Source organism: Bradyrhizobium sp. JYMT SZCCT0428, assembly GCF_018131075.1.
Classification (GTDB): Bacteria; Pseudomonadota; Alphaproteobacteria; order Rhizobiales; family Xanthobacteraceae; genus Bradyrhizobium.
This window is the reverse complement of record NZ_JAFCLS010000014.1, coordinates 99,882-118,133: the sequence shown is the minus strand read 5'-3', so window position 1 is coordinate 118,133 and position 18,252 is coordinate 99,882. Positions and strand designations below refer to the sequence as shown.

Here is an 18,252-nt window from a genome sequence, read left to right as displayed (position 1 = left end):
AGCCATTCCGTGCCTCTTAAACCATCCGGCAAGAAGCAGCGAACGCCCACCATCATAACGTGCACCGGCCTTATAGTCCCTCAGGCGCTAAAATGGCTTCAAAAAATATGATGAATCATTACCGGCACGGGAAACCGCGATTGGCGCATAAACCATTGCAAAACATGATATTTTTCAATTCATCCGCTGCCTGGGTACCCCTTAATCGCTCCGCTTGATGTGATGGTCGCCCTTCGACGGCGGCGGCTGGGTCACATTCACGGGGTCCGAGCCCGGAAAGGTCTCCTCCAGCCCCTCCTCCAGGGCCTCGTCCAACCGGCGCTTTTCAGCGCTCTCGCGGGATTCGCGGACGGGCTTGGGATGGCGATCAGGTCCGGTCATGAGATGTCCTTGGAAGTTTCCTTGGGATGTCCTCACCGCAGGGTTCCGCAAGCCTGATTTGGCTGACGTACCAACCATGCTAGATGACGACACAGAAAAGAAATTCAAGAAGGGGCCGGGAACGTCCATGAAGCACATTACCTGCATCGAAGATCTGCGCCAGCTGCACAAGCGCCGGGTGCCGAAGGCGTTTTTCGACTATGCGGATCGCGGCTCCTATTCCGAGGACACGCTGCGCGCCAACCGCGCCGATCTCGAAGCGATCAAGTTCCGCCAGCGCATCCTGGTCGATGTGTCCAGGCGCGATACGTCGACGACGATCCTGGGCGAACCGGCCGCGCTGCCGCTGAGCCTCGCCCCGGTCGGATTGCTCGGCATGCAGCACGGCGACGGCGAAATCGCCGCCTGCCGCGCCGCGCAGGCCGCCGGCATTCCGTTCACGCTGAGCACGATGTCGATCTGCTCGATCGAGGACGTCGCCGCCAATGTCGACAAGCCGTTCTGGTTCCAGCTTTACGTGATGAAGGACCGCGGCTTCATCAAATCCCTGATCGAGCGCGCGATCGCGGCGAAATGCAGCGCGCTGGTGCTGACCGTCGACCTGCAGGTGATGGGACAGCGCCACCAGGACATCAAGAACGGCATGACGATTCCACCCGAATGGTCGTTGTCGAAACTGATCGACTTCGCGACCAAGCCGGCTTGGGTCGCCGGCGTGATGCGCGGCAAGCGCCGCACCTTCGGCAACATCGCCGGCCACGTCAAAGGCACCGACGATATCACCCAGCTCTCGCAATGGACCAACGCGCAGTTCGACACCACGCTGAGCTGGAAGGATGTCGACTGGATCCGCTCGATCTGGCCGGGCAAGCTGATCCTCAAGGGCATTCTCGACGTCGAGGACGCCGAGGAGGCCGTCAAGACCGGCGCGCATGCGATGGTGGTCTCCAACCATGGCGGCCGCCAGCTCGACGGCGCGCCGTCGTCGATCGAGGTGCTGCCCGAAATCGTCGATGAGGTCGGCGACAAGATGGAGATCATGTTCGACGGCGGCATCCGGTCCGGCCAGGACGTGATACGCGCGCTCGCGCTCGGCGCCAAATCCTGCATGATCGGCCGCGCCTTCGTCCACGGCCTCGGCGCCGGCGGACAAGAGGGTGTCGCCAAGGCGCTCGATCTGATCCGCAACGAAATGCTTGTCACGATGGGCCTGTGCGGCGTCAACACCATCGCCGAAATCGACGATCACGTGCTGGCGATTTAGCAGTAGTCGCGGCCTTCTTGCTTCCTTCTCCCCTTCTTGTGGGAGAAGGTGGCGCGAAGCGCCGGATGAGGGGTCTCCATCCTCACCTTCAGCTTACTGTGAGGAGAGAACCCCTCACCCGTCTTCGCTTCGCGAAGCCACCCTCTCCCACAAGGGAGAGGGGAAGAAAGCGCTCACCCTCACATCGGCGGTGTGATCCCGTCGCGGCCGACATTGACGCGGGCGGCTTCCAGCGTGCCGTCTTCCTTCTTCGCCGCACCGAAGATGATGATTTTTGCGCCCGGCTTCAGTTCGGACTTGTCGCCGGCGACGAAGGTGACAACAGGCGTATCCGGCGGCACCACGACTTTCTTCTCGCCGTCCTTGTACTTGACCAGGATGTTCTGGCCATCGGTGCCCTTGACCGTCTGGGCGACGGTGGCGTTGGTCATGGTGGAGTTCGGACGCGCATCCCAGGGCCGGAAACCTTCCGCGGCGCCGCGCTGGTTTTCAGGGAAGATGTGAACGGCAACCGCCCGCTGGGTACCGTCGGGCTCCGGTATGCCGGTGACGCCGATGTAGGAGCCTTCCTTGATCTCAGACAGTTCGGTCCTGGCGACGCCGAACACCGCCACATTGTCGGTCATGCGCACCTTCAGGTCGGTGCCCTCGCGCGACTTGATCGACAGGACAGATCCATCGACGGCCTCGATGGTGCCGCGAATCCGCACCGTCGGCGTTGGCGGTTGTTGCGCCCAGGCGGACGCCCCAAACACGGTGGCAAATGTCAATGAAGCAGCGAGCAGGCGTGACGTCATCCGCATGGCGGTATCCCTTCCAATGTCTTTGAGCGTCCCATCAACGCGAACACCGGAGGGGAATGGCTATTCCATCTCTGTCATTCCGGGTCTGGTGCTAACGCACCATCCCGGAATGACGCTTCGCGTCACATCGGCGGCGTCAGCCCATCGCGGCCGACGCTGACGCGGTTGGTTTCGAACGAGCCGTCCGGCAGCTTCTTCATGAAAGCGATCACCTTGGCGCCGGCCTTGAGGTCGGACTTGTCGGCGGGGACATAGGTCACGACCGGCGTCTCCGGCGACACCACAACCTTCTTCTCGCCGCCCTTGTATTTGATCAACAGCGTGTGACCGTCATTGCCGGCCACCGACTGATCCACCGTCGCATTGGTCATGGTGCTGTTGGGGCGCAGATCATACGGCCGCGAGCCCTCGCCGGTGCCGCGCATCGCCTCGGGAAACACGTGCACCTCGACCGCATTCTGGCTGCCGTCCGGTCCCGGCACCGTGGTGGCGCCGATGAAGGAACCGACCTTGACATCGGACAGCGCGATTTTGGTGATCCCGACCACCCTGATATCGCCGGTCATGTGCAGCTTGACGTCTTCGCCGCCGCGCGACTTGACCGCAAGTATGTCGCCCTCGACACCTTCGATGGTGCCGCGAACCCGCGTCGGCGTGGGCGGCTGCTGGGCAACGGCATAGATGGTGGACGCGGCCACCATCGCGGCGGCGAACAGCGGGCGGATGAGTGTAGAACGATGCTTGGACAGATTCTTGGTCATGAGGGATCTCCGGTAGGCCACCACGTAGCCACTGCCCCCAATTCCCGCAACGATACTCCCGCTCAAACCTTGGTGAGATCGGCCTCGACGATCGCACGAAGTTCTGATGTCACTTCGGGGCGCTTGCCGAACCATAGCTCAAATCCGCGCACCGCCTGGTGCAGCAGCATGCCGAGCCCGTCGGCGGTCTGCAGCCCGCGCCCGCGCGCGGCGACAAGCAATGGCGTATCCAGCGGCACGTAAACGAGATCGTTGACGACGGCGCCCGTCGGCAACCGGCCGACATCGAGTTTGAGCGCCGGCTGGCCGTGCATCCCGAGCGAGGTCGTGTTCACCAGCAGCCCGGCGCGCGGCAGCAATTCACTCAATGCATCCCATGCCACCGGCAACACGCTCGCGCCGAATTGATCCGCCAGCGCCTGCGCGCGCTCCCCGGTCCGGTTGGCCAGATGCACGCGCTTGATGCCGCGCTCGATCAACCCGAACAGCACGGCGCGCGCCGCACCACCGGCGCCCAGCACCAGCGCCTCCTCGGCACGCTCCCATCCGGGCGCGCAGGCATCGAGATTATTGATAAAGCCCTCGACATCGGTGTTGGTCGAACACAGCTCGCCATTCTCGAACCACAAGGTGTTGGCGGCGCCGACCGCGCGGGCGCGGTCATCCGGCTTCGACAGCGCCAGCGCGCGCTCCTTGTGCGGAAGGGTGACGTTGGCGCCGACAAAGCCGCGCAGCGAAAGCCGGAAGACAAAGTCCTGAAACTCGTCGGGCGGCACCGCCTCGATGACGTAGCCGCCCTCGATGCCCAGCGTCCGCAGCCAATAATGATGGATCAGCGGCGAGCGCGAATGCGCGGCCGGCCATCCGATCAGGCACGCGGCGGGGGGTCTGGTTGCTCGGGTCATGGCAGTCAATTCGGCCATGCCGGCGGCGGTGTCAATGCCGGCGAAGGTCAGCTGGCCTACCGGAGAGCGGCGCTCTCAGGTCACGGCTCAACCTTGCACTCAAACCGGCCGCCCGGTCCTCCCAACGGATCGCCTGGCGCGCATGAAATGCCTTCGACCGGATGGCCGCGACGGTCGATGGCGCACCATTTGCCGTCGCGCTTGGCCCAGGCGATGCCGCGGAGGCGCGGCAGGAAAGCGACCGGTTCCTCATATTGCGGCTCGACCGTCACCCGCCCGGTCGTATCGACCAATCCCCATTTGCCGTCCCTGAGGAATGTCAGAAGGCCGATATCAAGCGAGATGCCGATCCTCTCGGCGTCGATCTCGATCCAGTCCTGCCCGGCCTTCGACAGGATCGTCCGCTTGCCCTCGCCTTGCGTCATCAGCGCATGGTTGATGTCGCACATGACACCCGGGCGCGGTGGAACGACCCAGGATTGATCTGCGAGCCGCACTACACCGGTGGCGCCGGCAACAGTGACGAATGCGGTGTCGCTGTTCTGGCGTCGTGCCGCAGCGTCGAATTTTGGTTCGATCACCCAAGTTCCGTCCGACCGCATGAATCCACGTTTGCCATCAACCGACGCAACGAAGGTATCGGCATGCCCCGAGAGATAATCGAAACGGGGCTCAAGCAGCCAACGGCCGTCGGGTCCGATGCGCCCCCACTTGCCATCGATCTTCACGTTCTTGACGCCCCCTGGAAATTGGCTGACCGCATCGAACTGCAATTGGATCAAAGGGATCGAGTTGGCGTCCACCAACGTAAATTTCTCGCCGGTCTTCAAGGCATAGGGCGGCACGCTGTTGCATAACGCGCCGACAAGCTTGCCGTCGGATGGCTGCAGCGGTGTGCCATCCGCCTTGAAGGAGAGCAATTCCTTGTTCTTGTGGCCCTCGAGCCGGCCATCGGCGCATCGCGTGATTGCCTGATCGAAATCGGCATCCAGCAAGACGCGGCCATCGAGGTCCAGCAGACCCCATCGATCGGTCTTCTTGAAGTGCCAGCCGAACGCAGGTTCGCGAATGCCAGCCCTGTAGCCGGCAGCGAGACGCATCTGCTGATAGTCGTTCTTGGAAACCCAGGCCCCCTTCTTGTCGATCAAGCCGACAGAGCCGTCTCGCTCTGCCTAGGTGTGCTCTATCCCTCGCTCGAATACCCATGCCTTGTCGAAGACCGGTTCGATCGCGAAATTTCCAGCCCGGTCAATAAAGCCGATCTTGCCGGTCAGTGACACACGCGCCAGACCATCCACCAGCGAACCCGCCTGCTGGAATTTCGGTTCGATCAGCCAACTTCCGTCAGCGTGCGCCAGCCCCCAGAGCTTGTCTTTTTGCACCCAGCGGATCGATGGGTCGTCCTTGTCAAAGCCGGGAGTCCACGGCACAGGTGGCGGTCCGACCCGCTGTCCCGACAAGTCTATGATTTCGCCTCCGTTATTTCCCAGGACGAATTCAGCGACGGTGACACTGACTCCTCCGGACGGAGGGTAGGCGATCCGGCCCTCTGAAAAATCCTCGCCGCCCTGCACCCCTCCAAGCCACCGCGTATCCGATACGCGGAAGCGATCCGGACCTATTGCGCGGACGAAGCCGTATTTCGGCTCGATCACCATCTTGCCGTCGCGATCGATCAGGCCGGACTTACCGTCGACATCGACCTGCGCGAAGCCGAAATGGTAGTCGTCGACGATGCGATATTGCGGCTTGACGATTTCGTGGCCGTCTTCATCGACATAGCCGTAGAGACCACCCACGCGAACAGCGGCGCGGTTGTCCGAGAATGTACCGACCCAATCATATTTCGGAAGTACCGCGACCGAGCCATCGCGACGGACCGCTCCGCAGAAGCCGCCCGGAAACGTGCACATCGCCAATGGGAAGGTCATCGGTTTACCCGGCCCGGGCCGGTCGTAGAGCGGGCGGCCGTCAATTGCGAGCTTGTCCTGGAGGATCGCTTTGCCGGCCGGCGTCAATTCCGGCGGCTTGTCCTGCGCGAGCGCGGCAGTTGCCAGCATCACGGCAACCAACGCAGCGGCTTTCCACATACGCACTATCACTGCCCTCGTCCGAACCGCCTTATCTGTCGTGGACAAATAAGGACGATCCGTGGCGAGAGCGTGTTAGCTATCTCACAATTTACGATTGCACGTTGCGCCGGGTGGCAAAGGAATCCTGTTTCCAAACACGAAAATGGATTCCGGGTTCGCGCTTTCGCGCGCCCCGGAATGACGATCGTCAACAAATCACGCCGCGACTCGATGCGCGGCGATGATCTGGTCGGCGGCGCGGCCGGTTACTTCGGCCATGCGGTCGAATTGCCGGGTGAAGCCGCCGGCGCCGGCGGTGGCGGACCGCAGCTCCACGATCAGGTCGCCGATCTCGGCTTCCGGCATGGTGGCGCGGACGCAATCCCAGCCGGCCCAGCCCTCGCGGGTGTCAAAGCCGAGGATCTGGCCGCGCCGCGCCGACAGGATGGCGTTGATTTTTGCCGTGGCCTCGGTCGGGCAGACGATCTCCACTATGTGGATCGGCTCCAGCAGCACCGGCTGGCACTGCGGCAGCGCCTCGCTCATGCCGAGCCGCGCCGCGGTGCGGAAGGCAAGATCGGAGGAATCGACGCTGTGATAGGAGCCGTCGGTCAGGGTGACGTGGAGGTCGATCACGGGAAAGCCGAGCGGCCCGCGCGCGAGACTGTCGACCACGCCCTCTTCCACCGCGCCGATATAGTTGCGCGGCACCGCGCCGCCGACGACCTTTTCGTGGAATTCGAAACCCGAGCCGCGCGGCATCGGCTTGATTTCCAGCACCACGTCGCCGAACTGGCCATGGCCGCCGGACTGCTTCTTGTGGCGCCCGCGTTGCGTGATCGATTTGCGGATCGTCTCCTGATAGCCGATCGCCGGCGCCTGCGATTTGACGTTGACGCCGAAACGATCCTTGAGCCGCTCGAGCGCGACGCGCAGATGCATCTCGCCCTGGCCCCACAGCACGATGTCGTGGGTCTGCGTGTTGTGGATCATCGATAGCGACGGATCCTCCTCGTTCAGCCGCAGCAGCGCCTGGCCGAGCTTGACGTCGTCCTTGCGATCGTTCGCGGCCAGCGACATCGCGAGCACCGGCGGCGTCGGCTCGACAAGCGCCAGCGAGGCCGGCGCGGTCTTGCCGCTCGAGAGCGTGTCGCCGGTCTTGATGGCGTCGAGCTTGCCGAGGGCCACGGTTTCGCCGGCTTCCGCCGCCGCCCGTTTGCTGTCGTGCCCGCCACTGACCGCGAGGATGCCGGAGACCCTGCCCGCTTCGCCGGACGAGGATTGCAGCGTCGCACCGTCATCGAGGTGCCCGGCGAGCAGCCGCACCAGCGACAGCTTGCCGCCGTGCGGCTGATGCACGGTCTTGAACACATAGCCCAGCGCATCCTTGGGCGAAGAGGCGCTGAGGCGCTTGGCGGTCTCGGCCACGCCGGGCGCTTCATGCCGCAACGCCTTCATCAGCCGCAGCACGCCGTTTTCGCGTGTCGCGGCACCCAGCAACACCGGGCAGATCAGGCCTTCGCGCAATTCGCGCGCGAGATCGTCGAACACCGCGTCGCGCGGCGGCTGGATGTCTTCCAGCAGTTGCTCCATCAGCACGTCGTCGTGATCGGCGAGCTTTTCCAGCATCGAGAAGCGCGCTTCCTTCTCGCGGTCGAGATTACCGCCATCCAGCGCAATCACTTCGGAAGGCTTGTGTTCGCGGTAGACAAAGGCGCGCTCCAGCGCGAGATCGACAAAACCCTCGATCAATTCGCCGTTCCAGATCGGAATCTGGCGCAACACCAGCGGCACGCGCGAGGCCGGCTGCAGCGTCGCCAGCGTTTCGCGAATCCGCTTGTTGGCCTTGTCGATCTTGTTCAGAAACAAAAAGCGCGGAATGCCCAATTCCTCGAGCTCGCGCAGGATGATCTGCAGCTGCGGCAGCTTCTTTTCATCGGCTTCGCAGACCACGATCGCGGCATCGACCGCCGGCAGCGCGGCGCGCATGTCCTGCGCGAACTCGATCGAGCCGGGACAATCGATAAAGGTATAGCTGTCGCCCATGAAACTGGTGGTGGCCGCGCTCAGGCCGACGCCCATCTTGTGCTGCCGCGCTTCGGGGCTGGAATCGCCGACCGAAGTTCCGGCATCGACGCTGCCGGCGCGGTGGATGGCGCCTGTGCGCGCCAATATGGCTTCGAGAAGTGTGGTTTTTCCGCTTTGGAAAGGGCCCACCAGCGCAATGCACCGTGGACCCGATTCTTTAGTACCTGGGGGACTTCTGACGTCTTGTCCCATTGCCGCCTCCTTGTTTGGAGCTCGGCCCATGATTGGGTCGGCGGATCAGATGCTCCGCCCGCCGCGACGATTTGGCAAGTCAGAAAAAGTTGCTGCGGTGCATCGTGACCGGCGCGGGGGCAGCGGGCTCAACTTCTCCCCGCGAGAGCGGGCGGGGGAGAAAAATTAACGCTCCGGCCCGAGTTCCAGGCCTTCCAGCCCAGCGATGCTGCACCGGCCTTGTACCGTCGATTGAAATTCGCGGAACGGAGGCCCGTCATCGCAATTTTGAGCGTCGCGACGCTTCGCGCAGGTCGGTCGGCGTCATGCCGAAGCGACGGCGAAAGCGACGATTGAAGTAAGGGACCTCGTTGAACCCGCAGGTCCATGCGATTTCGCTCACCTTCAATCGATCGTGGGCTGCATCCATCAGCATCACCCTGGCCTCATGCAGCCGCATCTCGAGCACGCGCTCGGCGAAACCAGATCCGCTTTCGGCCAGCAGATCGTTCACGTAGCGACGCGACAGGCCCAAACGCTGCGCAACGCTCTGCGACGAGAATTCCGGATCGTGAAAGCCCGATTTGATGGCCGCAAGGACGTCATGCAATCGTGCTGCGCGCAGGCCGCGCGTCACGGCAATCCCCGACGGATCGCCGCGCGCGCCGAGCGCGAGTGCGACGAGATCGACGATCATGGTCTCGATGTGCCGGTCGAGCGCCGGATCGCCATCCTGCTTCAGCCCCATGAGAAACTCGACGTACCGGCCGAGATGACGCAACGCCGGTGAGGACGCATCGAGCGGCTTGCCTATGAGGTCGTCAGCGTTTGGGACCAATGCAAGAAGCCGGGCGCGCGAAATATTGATCGCATACCAGCCATTTTCCGGACCTCTGAGCATCTCGCCGGGTTCGGCAGTCAGAAGCACCGCTGTGTCGCGGTTGATCGTCGCATCCTGCCCGTTCTGGATGCCGATTATATCGGAACGACCGCTATGAAGCGCGACGCAAAAATTGTCCGCACCATCGGAAGCGACGTCGCGCTGGCTGCCCTCTATCCGATCGATGCTGCCGTCGAGCCGACCAATACCGACCGCGCCGATCGGCTCGAATTCAAAATTCACCGCGAACGGGCGGTCTTCCGCACGCTTCAGATCGACCGAACCGTAAAGCGCGTTCCATTGATCCTGCCAAAGCGAAAATTTTTCCCGATCATTCAGATGGGGCGGAAGTTGCTCCGACGCAAAAGCAACTTTCTGGATCCTGCCGCCAACGGCTTTTCCGCCACGCTCATCAACGTCCATCGCCTGCGACGCCCTCAAAACTCGCTTCGCTGCGAGCAGATCCCGATCAAGGCAAAATAGCTGCATCGGCACGATCCAGACAGTGCCAGTTAAACCAATTGTGCCAGCCAGTTTCGCAACCCGTGGCGCGATTGCAACGCTCGCCAGCAATCGGGCGGCGATGCCACGCGGTGCAAATCGAGAGCCAGCGAGGACAAGCCAATTTTGGGCGCCTTGGTAAGGATGAAACAGGACTTGATGAGACGACCTGATGAATCCGGACCTGACGATTTGAGGGATCAGGACTCATCTGCAGCATTATTCGGGGGCAACCATGTATCATCTATCGCGGACGACGCTCGCAGCCGCAGCCATCTCATTGGGCAGTCTCTCTGCTGCGTTCGCGGCCGATCTCGGACCGCGCCCCGCCTATAAGGCGATGCCAATCGCCACCGTTTATGACTGGACGGGAATGTACATCGGCGCACACGCCGGTTGGGCCGGCGCCGACCGCACGTTCGAGCGAACCTTTGTCGGCAACGCAGTGGTCTCATTGGTTATCAATCCCGGCTTTTCGCAGCATCCAAACGGCTTTGCCGGTGGCGGCCAAATCGGCTTCAACCGCCAGACTGGCAATTGGGTCTGGGGCCTCGAAGCAGAACTTACCGGCACCACGCTTCGCAGTTCGACCACCGTTGCCGTTCCTACAAACCCGCTCCTTACGCAAACCTACGACGTGTCGATCGATTGGACCGCGAGCCTGACCGGACGCCTCGGTTATGCGTGGGACCGCTGGCTGGCTTACGGCAAGGGCGGCGCCGCCATGATGCACGAAACCTATGCCCTGACGGCACCCGGCCTCGTGATACCGGATTCTCCCTACCATCGCGCCAAGGTCGCGCGCCTTGGATGGACGGTCGGCGCCGGCATTGAAAATGCCTTCCATGATAACTGGTCATGGAAGGCCGAGTACAACTACATGCGCTTCGACGGCAACGACAGCATCACCAATGCCCTTTCCGGGGCAACAATCACCGGCGTCAAGTCCTATACCGACGTCAACCTTCACTTGGTCAAGGCCGGCATCAACTACCGGTTTGGCGCTCCGGTAGCCGCCGCGGTCACAGGATCAGCGGCGGTCTACAAAGCCCCGATCATGACCGCTTATAACTGGACGGGATTGTACGTCGGTGGACACGCCGGCTGGGTAAGCACCGAGCGCAACTTCGCCACCATCATGGGCGTCGTTGGAAACGTATTCACGCCACCTTTCCAGCAGAAGCCAAGCGGCTTCCTGGGCGGCGGGCAGGTCGGGTTCAACCGACAGGCCGGCAACTGGGTGCTCGGGCTCGAGGCCGATGCGTCAGGTACAAACATTGGCGCGAGCACGACCGTGGTCGATCCGTCCGGGACCATCATTCAGACTTACGACGTCTCGATCGACTGGACCGCCACCCTGGCAGGCCGCATCGGTTACGCCTGGAACCGCTGGATGCTTTATGGCAGGGGTGGCGGCGCGTTGATGCGCGAGACCACCGCATTGACAGCCCCGCTACTGGGGACCCGTACCGACGCCCATGCGACCCGGGCAGGCTGGACGGTTGGCGTCGGTATCGAGAACGCTTTCCTCGACAACTGGTCGTGGAAGGCGGAGTACAACTACATGAGGTTTGACAACACCAAGACCGTCGGCAACCCGAGCCCGCTCACAACTTCCGCGGGGATCATGACCGAGACAAACGTGGACATTCACGCGTTGAAGCTTGGCGTCAATTACAAGTTCGGCGGTTACGGCCTCGTCGCCGAATACTGATTAAGGAAAAAGGCCCGCATCATGCGGGCCCCTTTTACGTCGGTTGACCGAATTTAACGTCCCGGCCGAAGCTCCAGGCTTTCCAGTCCGGCGGCGATGCTGACGCCGACCTGGCCCTGCAGGCTGAGCGGCTGCAGCGCGATCGAGTTGGCCGAGCCGCCGACCAGCACATTGCCGCCGACGCCGATGCCGAGCGTGGCGCTGCCCTGCGCGCCGACATAATCGCCGGAGAGGCCGCCCGGCCCGAGCTGCGCCGACGGCGCAAACACGCCCCAGGCCAAAGCGGATTCCTGGGTGATGCCGAGATCGAGACCGACTTTACGGATGGTGGCGACGTAGCGGTCTTCCGGCATGCCGTCGGCGCGCAGCACACAACCGAGATTGGTGACGGATCCGACGATGAAGCCGATGCTGGCGCCGCCGCGGCATTCGAGAATGCCGACCTGCACCCGCGCCACCTGCTGCGCATTGGCGCCGGGAATCGAGGTGGCCAGCATGGTGATGGCGGCAGCGGCGAGAATGAGGGAGCGACGCATGAAGAAATCTCCAAGAGCACAGGCGCGAGGTCGCACGGTTTTCTATGGCACAACAACGATGATGGTTCCAGATTGGGCCTTGGTTCGTCATTCCGGGGCGTGCGAAGCACGAACCTCAGATGCGCAATTGCGCATCGGGGAATCTCGAGATTCTCAGATGTGCAACTGCACATCATAGTTCGCTTCGCGCCCCGGAATGACGGCGATAAAAAAGGCCCGCTCTCGCGGGCCTTTTCACAAAAACCATATTCAACCGCGGCGATGATGCCGGCGGTGGTGACGGCGCGGAGGGGCATAGCCGCGGAACGGCTCCAGCTGGATGTCGGCAATCCCGGCGGCGACGTTCAGCCCGGTCTGGCCCTGCACGCTGAGCGGCTGCAGCGCGTAGGCATTGGCCGGACCACCGACGAGGAAGTTGCCACCACCGCCGATACCGACCGACGCGTTGGCGCCGACGCCGCCATAGTTGCCGGCGAGATCACCGCGGCTGACCCGGCTGTTCGGCGCGTTCACCGCCCAGGCCAATTGCGTCTGCGCGGTGACCCCGAGATCGAGGCCGTAGCGGCGCACGGTGGCAATGTAAGGCTCCGGCCGGCGGCCTTCGCTCTTGAACACGCATTCGAGGCTGGTCACGGAGCCGACGACATAGCCGACATTCTGGCCGCCCTGGCATTGCAGGACGCCGGCGCGAACCGGCGGTGCCGCATCCGCGCCCGCGATCGGCGCAACGAGCGCCGCGATCGCGATGCCGAAGGTCGTAAAACGTTTTCCGAAAAGCATGTGTCGTCCCCGCTTGATGAACTGAATGTGCGGGGGGACAGGAAGGAAGCGCCGTGTTCAAAACATGGCGCTTTCAAAAAGAAGACTTCAAAACATCATGCGCTTCACGCGTGATGTGATTTGACACGCCTTTTTTCTGACGTGTTTGCTTTGCGCGTTTTCTTTGACAGAAATCTTGGGACACAAACCGGAACCCGTCCCGCATCATGTGCGGAACAGGCTTCGCTTGAAAACGCGCTATCGCAAATTGCCGCAAAAGCGCTGGATGCGTTTGCAGGCGTCTTCGAGATCGGAAGTTTTGGTGGCGTAGGAGATCCGGAACGCCGGGCCAAGCCCGAACGCGGAACCCTGCACAACAGCGACGCCTTCGGTCTCCAAGAGCTCGGTGACGAAGTCCTCGTCGTTCGCAATCACCTTGCCGGACGGCGAGGTCTTGCCGATGGTGCCGGCGCAGGACGGATAGACGTAGAACGCGCCCTCGGGCCGCGGGCATTCGATGCCTTTGGCCTGGTTCAGCATCGCCACCGCGAGGTCACGGCGTTCCTTGAACACCTTGTTGTTCGCGGGGATGAAGTCCTGCGGACCGTTGAGCGCCTCGACTGATGCCCACTGCGAGATCGACGACGGGTTCGAGGTCGACTGCGACTGGATCGTCGCCATCGCCTTGATCAGTTCGGCCGGGCCGCCGGCATAGCCGATGCGCCAGCCGGTCATGCAATAGGCCTTCGATACGCCGTTCACCGTCAGTGTGCGGTCGTACAATTTCGGCTCGATCTGCGCCGGCGTCGTGAACACGAAGTCGTCATAGACCAGATGCTCGTACATGTCGTCGGTCATCACCCAGACGTTGGGGTGCTTCACCAGCACGTCGGTGATCGCCTGCAACTCGCTGCGCGAATAGGCAGCGCCGGTCGGGTTCGACGGCGAGCAGAGGATGATCCATTTGGTCTTCGGCGTGATCGCCTTTTCCAGCGCGTCGGGCTGCAGCTTGAAGCCCTGCTCCGCCGTGCACACCACGGCCACCGGCACGCCGCCGGCCAGCGCCACCATTTCCGGATAGCTCACCCAATAGGGCGCCGGGATGATGACCTCGTCGCCCGGATTGATGGTCGCCATCAGCGCGTTGTAGAGCACCTGCTTGCCGCCGGTGCCGATGATGATCTGGTTCGGCTTGTAGGTCAGGCCGTTCTCGCGCTGGAACTTGGCGATGATCGCCTCCTTCAGCTCGGGAATGCCGTCGACCGCGGTGTACTTGGTCTTGCCGGCCTCGATGGCGTGGATCGCCGCCAGCTTGATGTTGGCGGGCGTGTCGAAATCGGGCTCGCCGGCGCCAAGGCCGATGACGTTGCGGCCGGCCGCTTTCAGCGCGCGTGCTTTATCCGTGACCGCGATCGTCGCGGACGGCTTCACACGGTCGAGCGCAGCGGACAGAAAAGGCATCATCATCTCCTGGGAATGGCATGTGTGGGCACACGTGTGCCCGTTTCGGGAATGATCCGTGATTCCAAATGTTGGGATCGGCGCACCCTAAAGCGCTCAGCGCCGCATCGCAAGAAGCTTGGCCCGAAAGGCTCAAATTTTACGGGGTCGCAGACCCGATCGACGCAATATTTGGAAAAATTTCACGCCGAAATGACTCATATCTGGCCAAGGAAACCCGCGAAGGAAACCGGCGCGGCCGCGACGGATTTGGCGACGGCCTGATCATCCCCGCCCGCGCGCCGCACCGGGTACGCCCCTCCGACGCGATCAGTTGCCGCGATGGATTGCTCCGAGGTCAATTCAGAATAGACGTCGATCCATCGCGCAGCGATTTCAAAATCCGCGCCTGCAACCATCGGCGACATCGCGAAAGCTTGAAGCGTTCCGATCACAAATCCCGACCACGTGATCGCTCCGTCGAGGCATGGCGTTCTGCGCGCGTGCAGTGCGGTAGAGGTTTTCGACTTTTTCCATAATGCGGGTCTTGCGACGCAACCCTAACGGCATCATTGTTTAACCGCGTTGCGGCGATCCGCGCGCGACAGACGTCCAACGGATCGATTGAAATTCATACGATGTACAAGCTCTATTCGATGCAGCGCTCCGGCAACAGCTACAAGGTCCGCCTTGCGCTGTCGCTGCTCAAGGCGCCGTATTGCGCGATCGAAGTCGACATCCTGCGCGGCGAAAGCCGGACGCCGGATTTTCTGGCGATGAACCCGAGCGGACAGGTGCCGCTGCTGGAAGTCGCCGATGGACGCTACCTCGCCGAATCCAACGCCATCCTCTGGTACGTCGCCGGCGGAACCTCGCTGGCGCCAGAATCACGGGTCGAGCGCGCCGAGGCGCTGCAGTGGATGTTCTTCGAACAGCACGCGCTGGAGCCCAATCTCGGCGCGGCCTATTTCTGGCTGTCGCTGGTCAAGGGCGGCCGCGACCTGCAGACCCACGCATTGGAGGACTGGATGGAGCGTGGCTATGCCGCGCTTCAGGTGATGGAAAACCATCTCAAGACCCGGGCCTACTTTGCAGCTGACCAGCTCACCGTCGCCGACATCGCGCTGTACGGCTACACCCATGTCGCCGACCGCTGCGACTTTGACCTCGCAACCTTCCCCGCGATCCGCGCCTGGCTGCGCCGGGTCGAACAGACTCCCGGTTTCGTGACCATGGACTGGCGGCCGGATGCCGAGGTCGATGATCCCGCCAGCGTCGCCGCCGGGGCTTAAGACGCGGGTAGCGATTCACGTTCGCTTGAAGAGGCGTCCAAAGGTTAAGGACAGCGGGAATAACGTTAACCTTTGCCGTGGTTTCGCCATTTTTGGCACTCCGGCGCCCCAATATTGCCGGCCACAATTGTGAACTTCCCGACGTCGCGGGTGATTCGCCCGCGTCTTGAAGGATTTAGACCCATGACACGGTCGCCCGGCACGGTCGGCTTCGAAAGCCGCCCTGCGCCCGTTGCGTCTCTCCGACTGACCAACGCCATTGCCGCCACTCTGGCGATCGGTACGCTGTCGCTCTGCCTCGTCGTTGCGCTGACAGTGCTCTCGATCAAGGTGACCATGGCCATGCCGATTCCGGCGTGATTCCGGCATTTCCTGTTTGGACTTTTTCCGAGAGCAACGCGCGATGATTGGCATCGCGGGCGGACGAAGATGAAGACACCTGTCGGACTTGTGACCGTGGCGCTGACGGCAGCGATCCTGCTGACCGCGACCCTGGTAATCGCCACCGGCACCCGCGGCGAAGAGACGGAGTTTCCGTCGTCCGCGGGCGGACTCGAAGTGCGCACCTTCGCAAGGGGCCTGGTCAATCCGTGGTCGCTGGCGTTCTTGCCCGAAGGCAGGATGCTGGTGACCGAACGGCCCGGCCGAATCCGCATAGTATCCGCGGAAGGGCAGCTGTCGCCGGCGCTCAAGGGCGTGCCCGACGTGTGGGCGTCCGGCCAGGGAGGAATGCTCGACGTCGCGATCGACAAATCCTACGCGCAAAGCAAGACGATCTATTTCTGCTTTGCGGAGCGGACCAGCGGCGGCGGCCGTACCGCGATCGCGCGCGCCAAGCTCAACGACGGCGGCGGCCGCCTCGAAGATACCAAAATCATCTTCCGCCAGGAGGGGCCGCTGTCGTCGGGCAACCACTATGGCTGCCGCATCGCGCAGGCCGACGACGGCAATTTGTTCGTGACGCTGGGTGACCATGGTTCACATCGCGAGCAGGCCCAGGACCTCGGCAATCATCTCGGCAAGGTGATCCGGATCGCACCGGATGGATCGGCCGCCGCCGGCAACCCGTTCATCGGCCGCGCCGGCGCCAAGCCGGAAATCTGGAGTTACGGCCACCGCAACGGACAGGGCCTCGCGATCAACCCGGCGTCGGGCGACGTCTGGGAAATCGAGCACGGCCCGCGCGGCGGCGACGAGCTCAACATCATCAGGACGGCCAAAAATTACGGCTGGCCGGTGATCGGCTACGGCCTCGAATACAGCGACGCCAAGATCCATGAAAGCGCCGCCAAGGACGGCATGGAGCAGCCGGTCAAATACTGGGTGCCGTCGATCTCCCCATCCGGCATGCTGTTCTATACCGGCAAGCTGTTTCCAAAATGGTCCGGCAGCCTGTTTGTCGGCGCGCTATCCGGCAGCATGCTGGTGCGACTGTCACTGAACGGCAACGGCGTCGCGGGCGAAGAGCGCCTGCTGCAGAATCTGCACGAGCGGATTCGCGACGTCAGACAAGGCCCGGACGGCGCCCTGTGGCTGCTGACCGACAGCTCCAACGGACGGATCCTGCGGGTGACGCCCTCTGCAAAGTGACGCCCAAACGCAGATGAACGCGTGAACGGGAAGCTGCGACCAAGCTCATGGTTCCCCCGTTCTCGGACACGCAACGCATGAACCGGCGCCAGTTTGCTTTCGCCATGTCAGGAGCCCTGACACTGCTCGCCGCCACGCGGCCCGGCCGCGCCGAATGCGGCGGCCTCAGCCTCAGGGAATTCGTCGAGACCACCTATTACAAGCAGGCGCGCCTGCACGCCGCCAAAACCCCGCCTGGCAACGACGACTTCTACGCGCTGTTCTCGCCCGGCTTGCGCCGGTTGATGCAGGCGCCGCGGCAATATCCGAAGAACCAGACGATCGGCCCGCTGCTCAACGCCTTCTTCGGCTGGGGCGTGCTGCCGGGCGCCGAGATCACGGTCGGCAAGGTCGAGCACCATTCCGGCGACGAGATGGGGCCGGCCACCATCCGCGTCGAGATCGAGCATCGCGGCCAGCCGCACAAGATCCTGGTTCATGTCATCGGCCCGGACGATGACTGGCGCATCGCCAACATCATCTATGATTCCGGCAAGAGCCTGCTCGATCACTACCGATCGATCACCGGTCTTTGAGAGTTAGCCCCATTTGTGGAAAATCAAAAACGCCCCGCCGGCAATCAAGAGAAAGCCCAGCGCGTGATTCCAGGCCAGCGGCTCTTTCAAATACAGCGTCGAGAATGCCGCGAACACGACCAGCGTGATCACTTCCTGCATGGTCTTGAGCTGGGCCGCCGAATAGACCGCGCTGCCCCAGCGGTTGGCCGGCACCGCCAGCCAGTATTCGAAGAACGCGATCCCCCAACTCGCCAGAATGATCAGCACCAGCGGGCTTTGCTTGAATTTGAGATGGCCGTACCAGGCAAAGGTCATGAAGACGTTGGAGGCGAACAGCATCAATATCGGCAGGATCTGCGGGGAGACGGTCGGCATCATGTCCTCATCAATTTCGTGCGCTAACAAGCGGGCTGGAGCCCGGTTCCAGCCGTTGCGCATAGCATTTGAATTCAAAAACGCGAAAGCTTTGCGCAGGCAGTCAACCCTGTCTTAACGACAGAAAAAGAAAACCCGCCACAAAACGAAACATCCGTCACAC

Annotated in this window: 18 protein-coding genes; 6 read left to right on the top strand and 12 right to left on the bottom strand. The window is 62.6% G+C overall.

The genetic code is table 11. From position 1 onward, the window contains the following. Nucleotides 1-201: 201 nt before the first annotated feature. Nucleotides 202-381: a hypothetical protein gene (locus JQ575_RS16590; protein WP_212034300.1), complete on the bottom strand. Its 180-nt coding sequence runs from the start codon at nucleotides 379-381 to the stop codon at nucleotides 202-204. 127 nt (nucleotides 382-508) lie between these two features. Here JQ575_RS16590 and JQ575_RS16585 point away from each other — a divergent pair, with 127 nt between their 5' ends. Continuing rightward, nucleotides 509-1,645 carry an alpha-hydroxy acid oxidase gene (locus JQ575_RS16585; protein WP_212034299.1) on the top strand — a complete coding sequence of 379 codons (1,137 nt, stop codon included), beginning with the start codon at nucleotides 509-511 and terminating at the stop codon, nucleotides 1,643-1,645. A 179-nt stretch (nucleotides 1,646-1,824) separates the two neighbouring features. Here JQ575_RS16585 and JQ575_RS16580 read toward each other — a convergent pair whose 3' ends face one another. The 7 genes from JQ575_RS16580 to JQ575_RS16550 form a co-directional block, all read right to left on the bottom strand. Then, nucleotides 1,825-2,442 (bottom strand): hypothetical protein, encoded by a 618-nt coding sequence (locus JQ575_RS16580; RefSeq protein ID WP_249166692.1) that lies wholly within the window; start codon nucleotides 2,440-2,442, stop codon nucleotides 1,825-1,827. A 128-nt stretch (nucleotides 2,443-2,570) separates the two neighbouring features. Then, nucleotides 2,571-3,149: a hypothetical protein gene (locus JQ575_RS16575; RefSeq protein WP_409364796.1), complete on the bottom strand. Its 579-nt coding sequence runs from the start codon at nucleotides 3,147-3,149 to the stop codon at nucleotides 2,571-2,573. Nucleotides 3,150-3,271: 122 nt separating this feature from the next. Then, a complete protein-coding gene (locus JQ575_RS16570; protein ID WP_212034297.1) occupies nucleotides 3,272-4,114 on the bottom strand; it encodes a shikimate dehydrogenase in 843 nt (280 codons plus the stop codon). 80 nt (nucleotides 4,115-4,194) lie between these two features. Next, nucleotides 4,195-5,262, bottom strand: coding sequence for a WG repeat-containing protein (locus tag JQ575_RS16565; RefSeq protein WP_212034296.1), 1,068 nt, complete (start codon nucleotides 5,260-5,262; stop codon nucleotides 4,195-4,197). 24 nt (nucleotides 5,263-5,286) lie between these two features. Further along, a complete protein-coding gene (locus tag JQ575_RS16560; protein WP_212034295.1) occupies nucleotides 5,287-6,204 on the bottom strand; it encodes a WG repeat-containing protein in 918 nt (305 codons plus the stop codon). Nucleotides 6,205-6,402: 198 nt separating this feature from the next. Next, complete coding sequence (locus JQ575_RS16555; RefSeq protein ID WP_212034294.1) at nucleotides 6,403-8,466, bottom strand: elongation factor G; 2,064 nt, start codon at nucleotides 8,464-8,466, stop codon at nucleotides 6,403-6,405. A gap of 256 nt (nucleotides 8,467-8,722) precedes the next feature. Further along, nucleotides 8,723-9,748 (bottom strand): AraC family transcriptional regulator, encoded by a 1,026-nt coding sequence (locus tag JQ575_RS16550; protein ID WP_212034293.1) that lies wholly within the window; start codon nucleotides 9,746-9,748, stop codon nucleotides 8,723-8,725. 313 nt (nucleotides 9,749-10,061) lie between these two features. On the opposite strand from JQ575_RS16550, the gene JQ575_RS16545 reads away from it, so the two are divergent. Beyond that, nucleotides 10,062-11,540, top strand: coding sequence for an outer membrane protein (locus JQ575_RS16545; protein WP_212034292.1), 1,479 nt, complete (start codon nucleotides 10,062-10,064; stop codon nucleotides 11,538-11,540). Nucleotides 11,541-11,593: 53 nt separating this feature from the next. Here JQ575_RS16545 and JQ575_RS16540 read toward each other — a convergent pair whose 3' ends face one another. The 3 genes from JQ575_RS16540 to JQ575_RS16530 all read right to left on the bottom strand — a co-directional run bounded on the left by JQ575_RS16540 (nucleotide 11,594) and on the right by JQ575_RS16530 (nucleotide 14,296). Beyond that, a complete protein-coding gene (locus JQ575_RS16540; protein WP_212034291.1) occupies nucleotides 11,594-12,076 on the bottom strand; it encodes a DUF992 domain-containing protein in 483 nt (160 codons plus the stop codon). 249 nt (nucleotides 12,077-12,325) lie between these two features. Further along, the gene (locus tag JQ575_RS16535) at nucleotides 12,326-12,856 is read right to left on the bottom strand and encodes a DUF992 domain-containing protein (RefSeq protein WP_212034290.1); all 531 of its coding nucleotides are present in this window, start codon (nucleotides 12,854-12,856) and stop codon (nucleotides 12,326-12,328) included. Between the two features lie 237 nt (nucleotides 12,857-13,093). Next, a complete protein-coding gene (locus tag JQ575_RS16530; protein ID WP_212034289.1) occupies nucleotides 13,094-14,296 on the bottom strand; it encodes a pyridoxal phosphate-dependent aminotransferase in 1,203 nt (400 codons plus the stop codon). Nucleotides 14,297-14,913: 617 nt separating this feature from the next. On the opposite strand from JQ575_RS16530, the gene JQ575_RS16525 reads away from it, so the two are divergent. The 4 genes from JQ575_RS16525 to JQ575_RS16510 all read left to right on the top strand — a co-directional run bounded on the left by JQ575_RS16525 (nucleotide 14,914) and on the right by JQ575_RS16510 (nucleotide 17,732). Beyond that, nucleotides 14,914-15,567 carry a glutathione S-transferase family protein gene (locus tag JQ575_RS16525; protein ID WP_212034288.1) on the top strand — a complete coding sequence of 218 codons (654 nt, stop codon included), beginning with the start codon at nucleotides 14,914-14,916 and terminating at the stop codon, nucleotides 15,565-15,567. 183 nt (nucleotides 15,568-15,750) lie between these two features. Then, nucleotides 15,751-15,927 (top strand): hypothetical protein, encoded by a 177-nt coding sequence (locus tag JQ575_RS16520; RefSeq protein ID WP_212034287.1) that lies wholly within the window; start codon nucleotides 15,751-15,753, stop codon nucleotides 15,925-15,927. A gap of 69 nt (nucleotides 15,928-15,996) precedes the next feature. Continuing rightward, nucleotides 15,997-17,157, top strand: a complete 1,161-nt coding sequence (locus tag JQ575_RS16515; protein ID WP_212034286.1) for a PQQ-dependent sugar dehydrogenase — start codon at nucleotides 15,997-15,999, stop codon at nucleotides 17,155-17,157. Between the two features lie 77 nt (nucleotides 17,158-17,234). Next, a complete protein-coding gene (locus tag JQ575_RS16510) occupies nucleotides 17,235-17,732 on the top strand; it encodes a hypothetical protein (protein WP_212034285.1) in 498 nt (165 codons plus the stop codon). A 3-nt stretch (nucleotides 17,733-17,735) separates the two neighbouring features. Here JQ575_RS16510 and JQ575_RS16505 read toward each other — a convergent pair whose 3' ends face one another. Then, a complete protein-coding gene (locus tag JQ575_RS16505; protein ID WP_212034284.1) occupies nucleotides 17,736-18,089 on the bottom strand; it encodes a DMT family protein in 354 nt (117 codons plus the stop codon). Nucleotides 18,090-18,252: the final 163 nt, after the last annotated feature.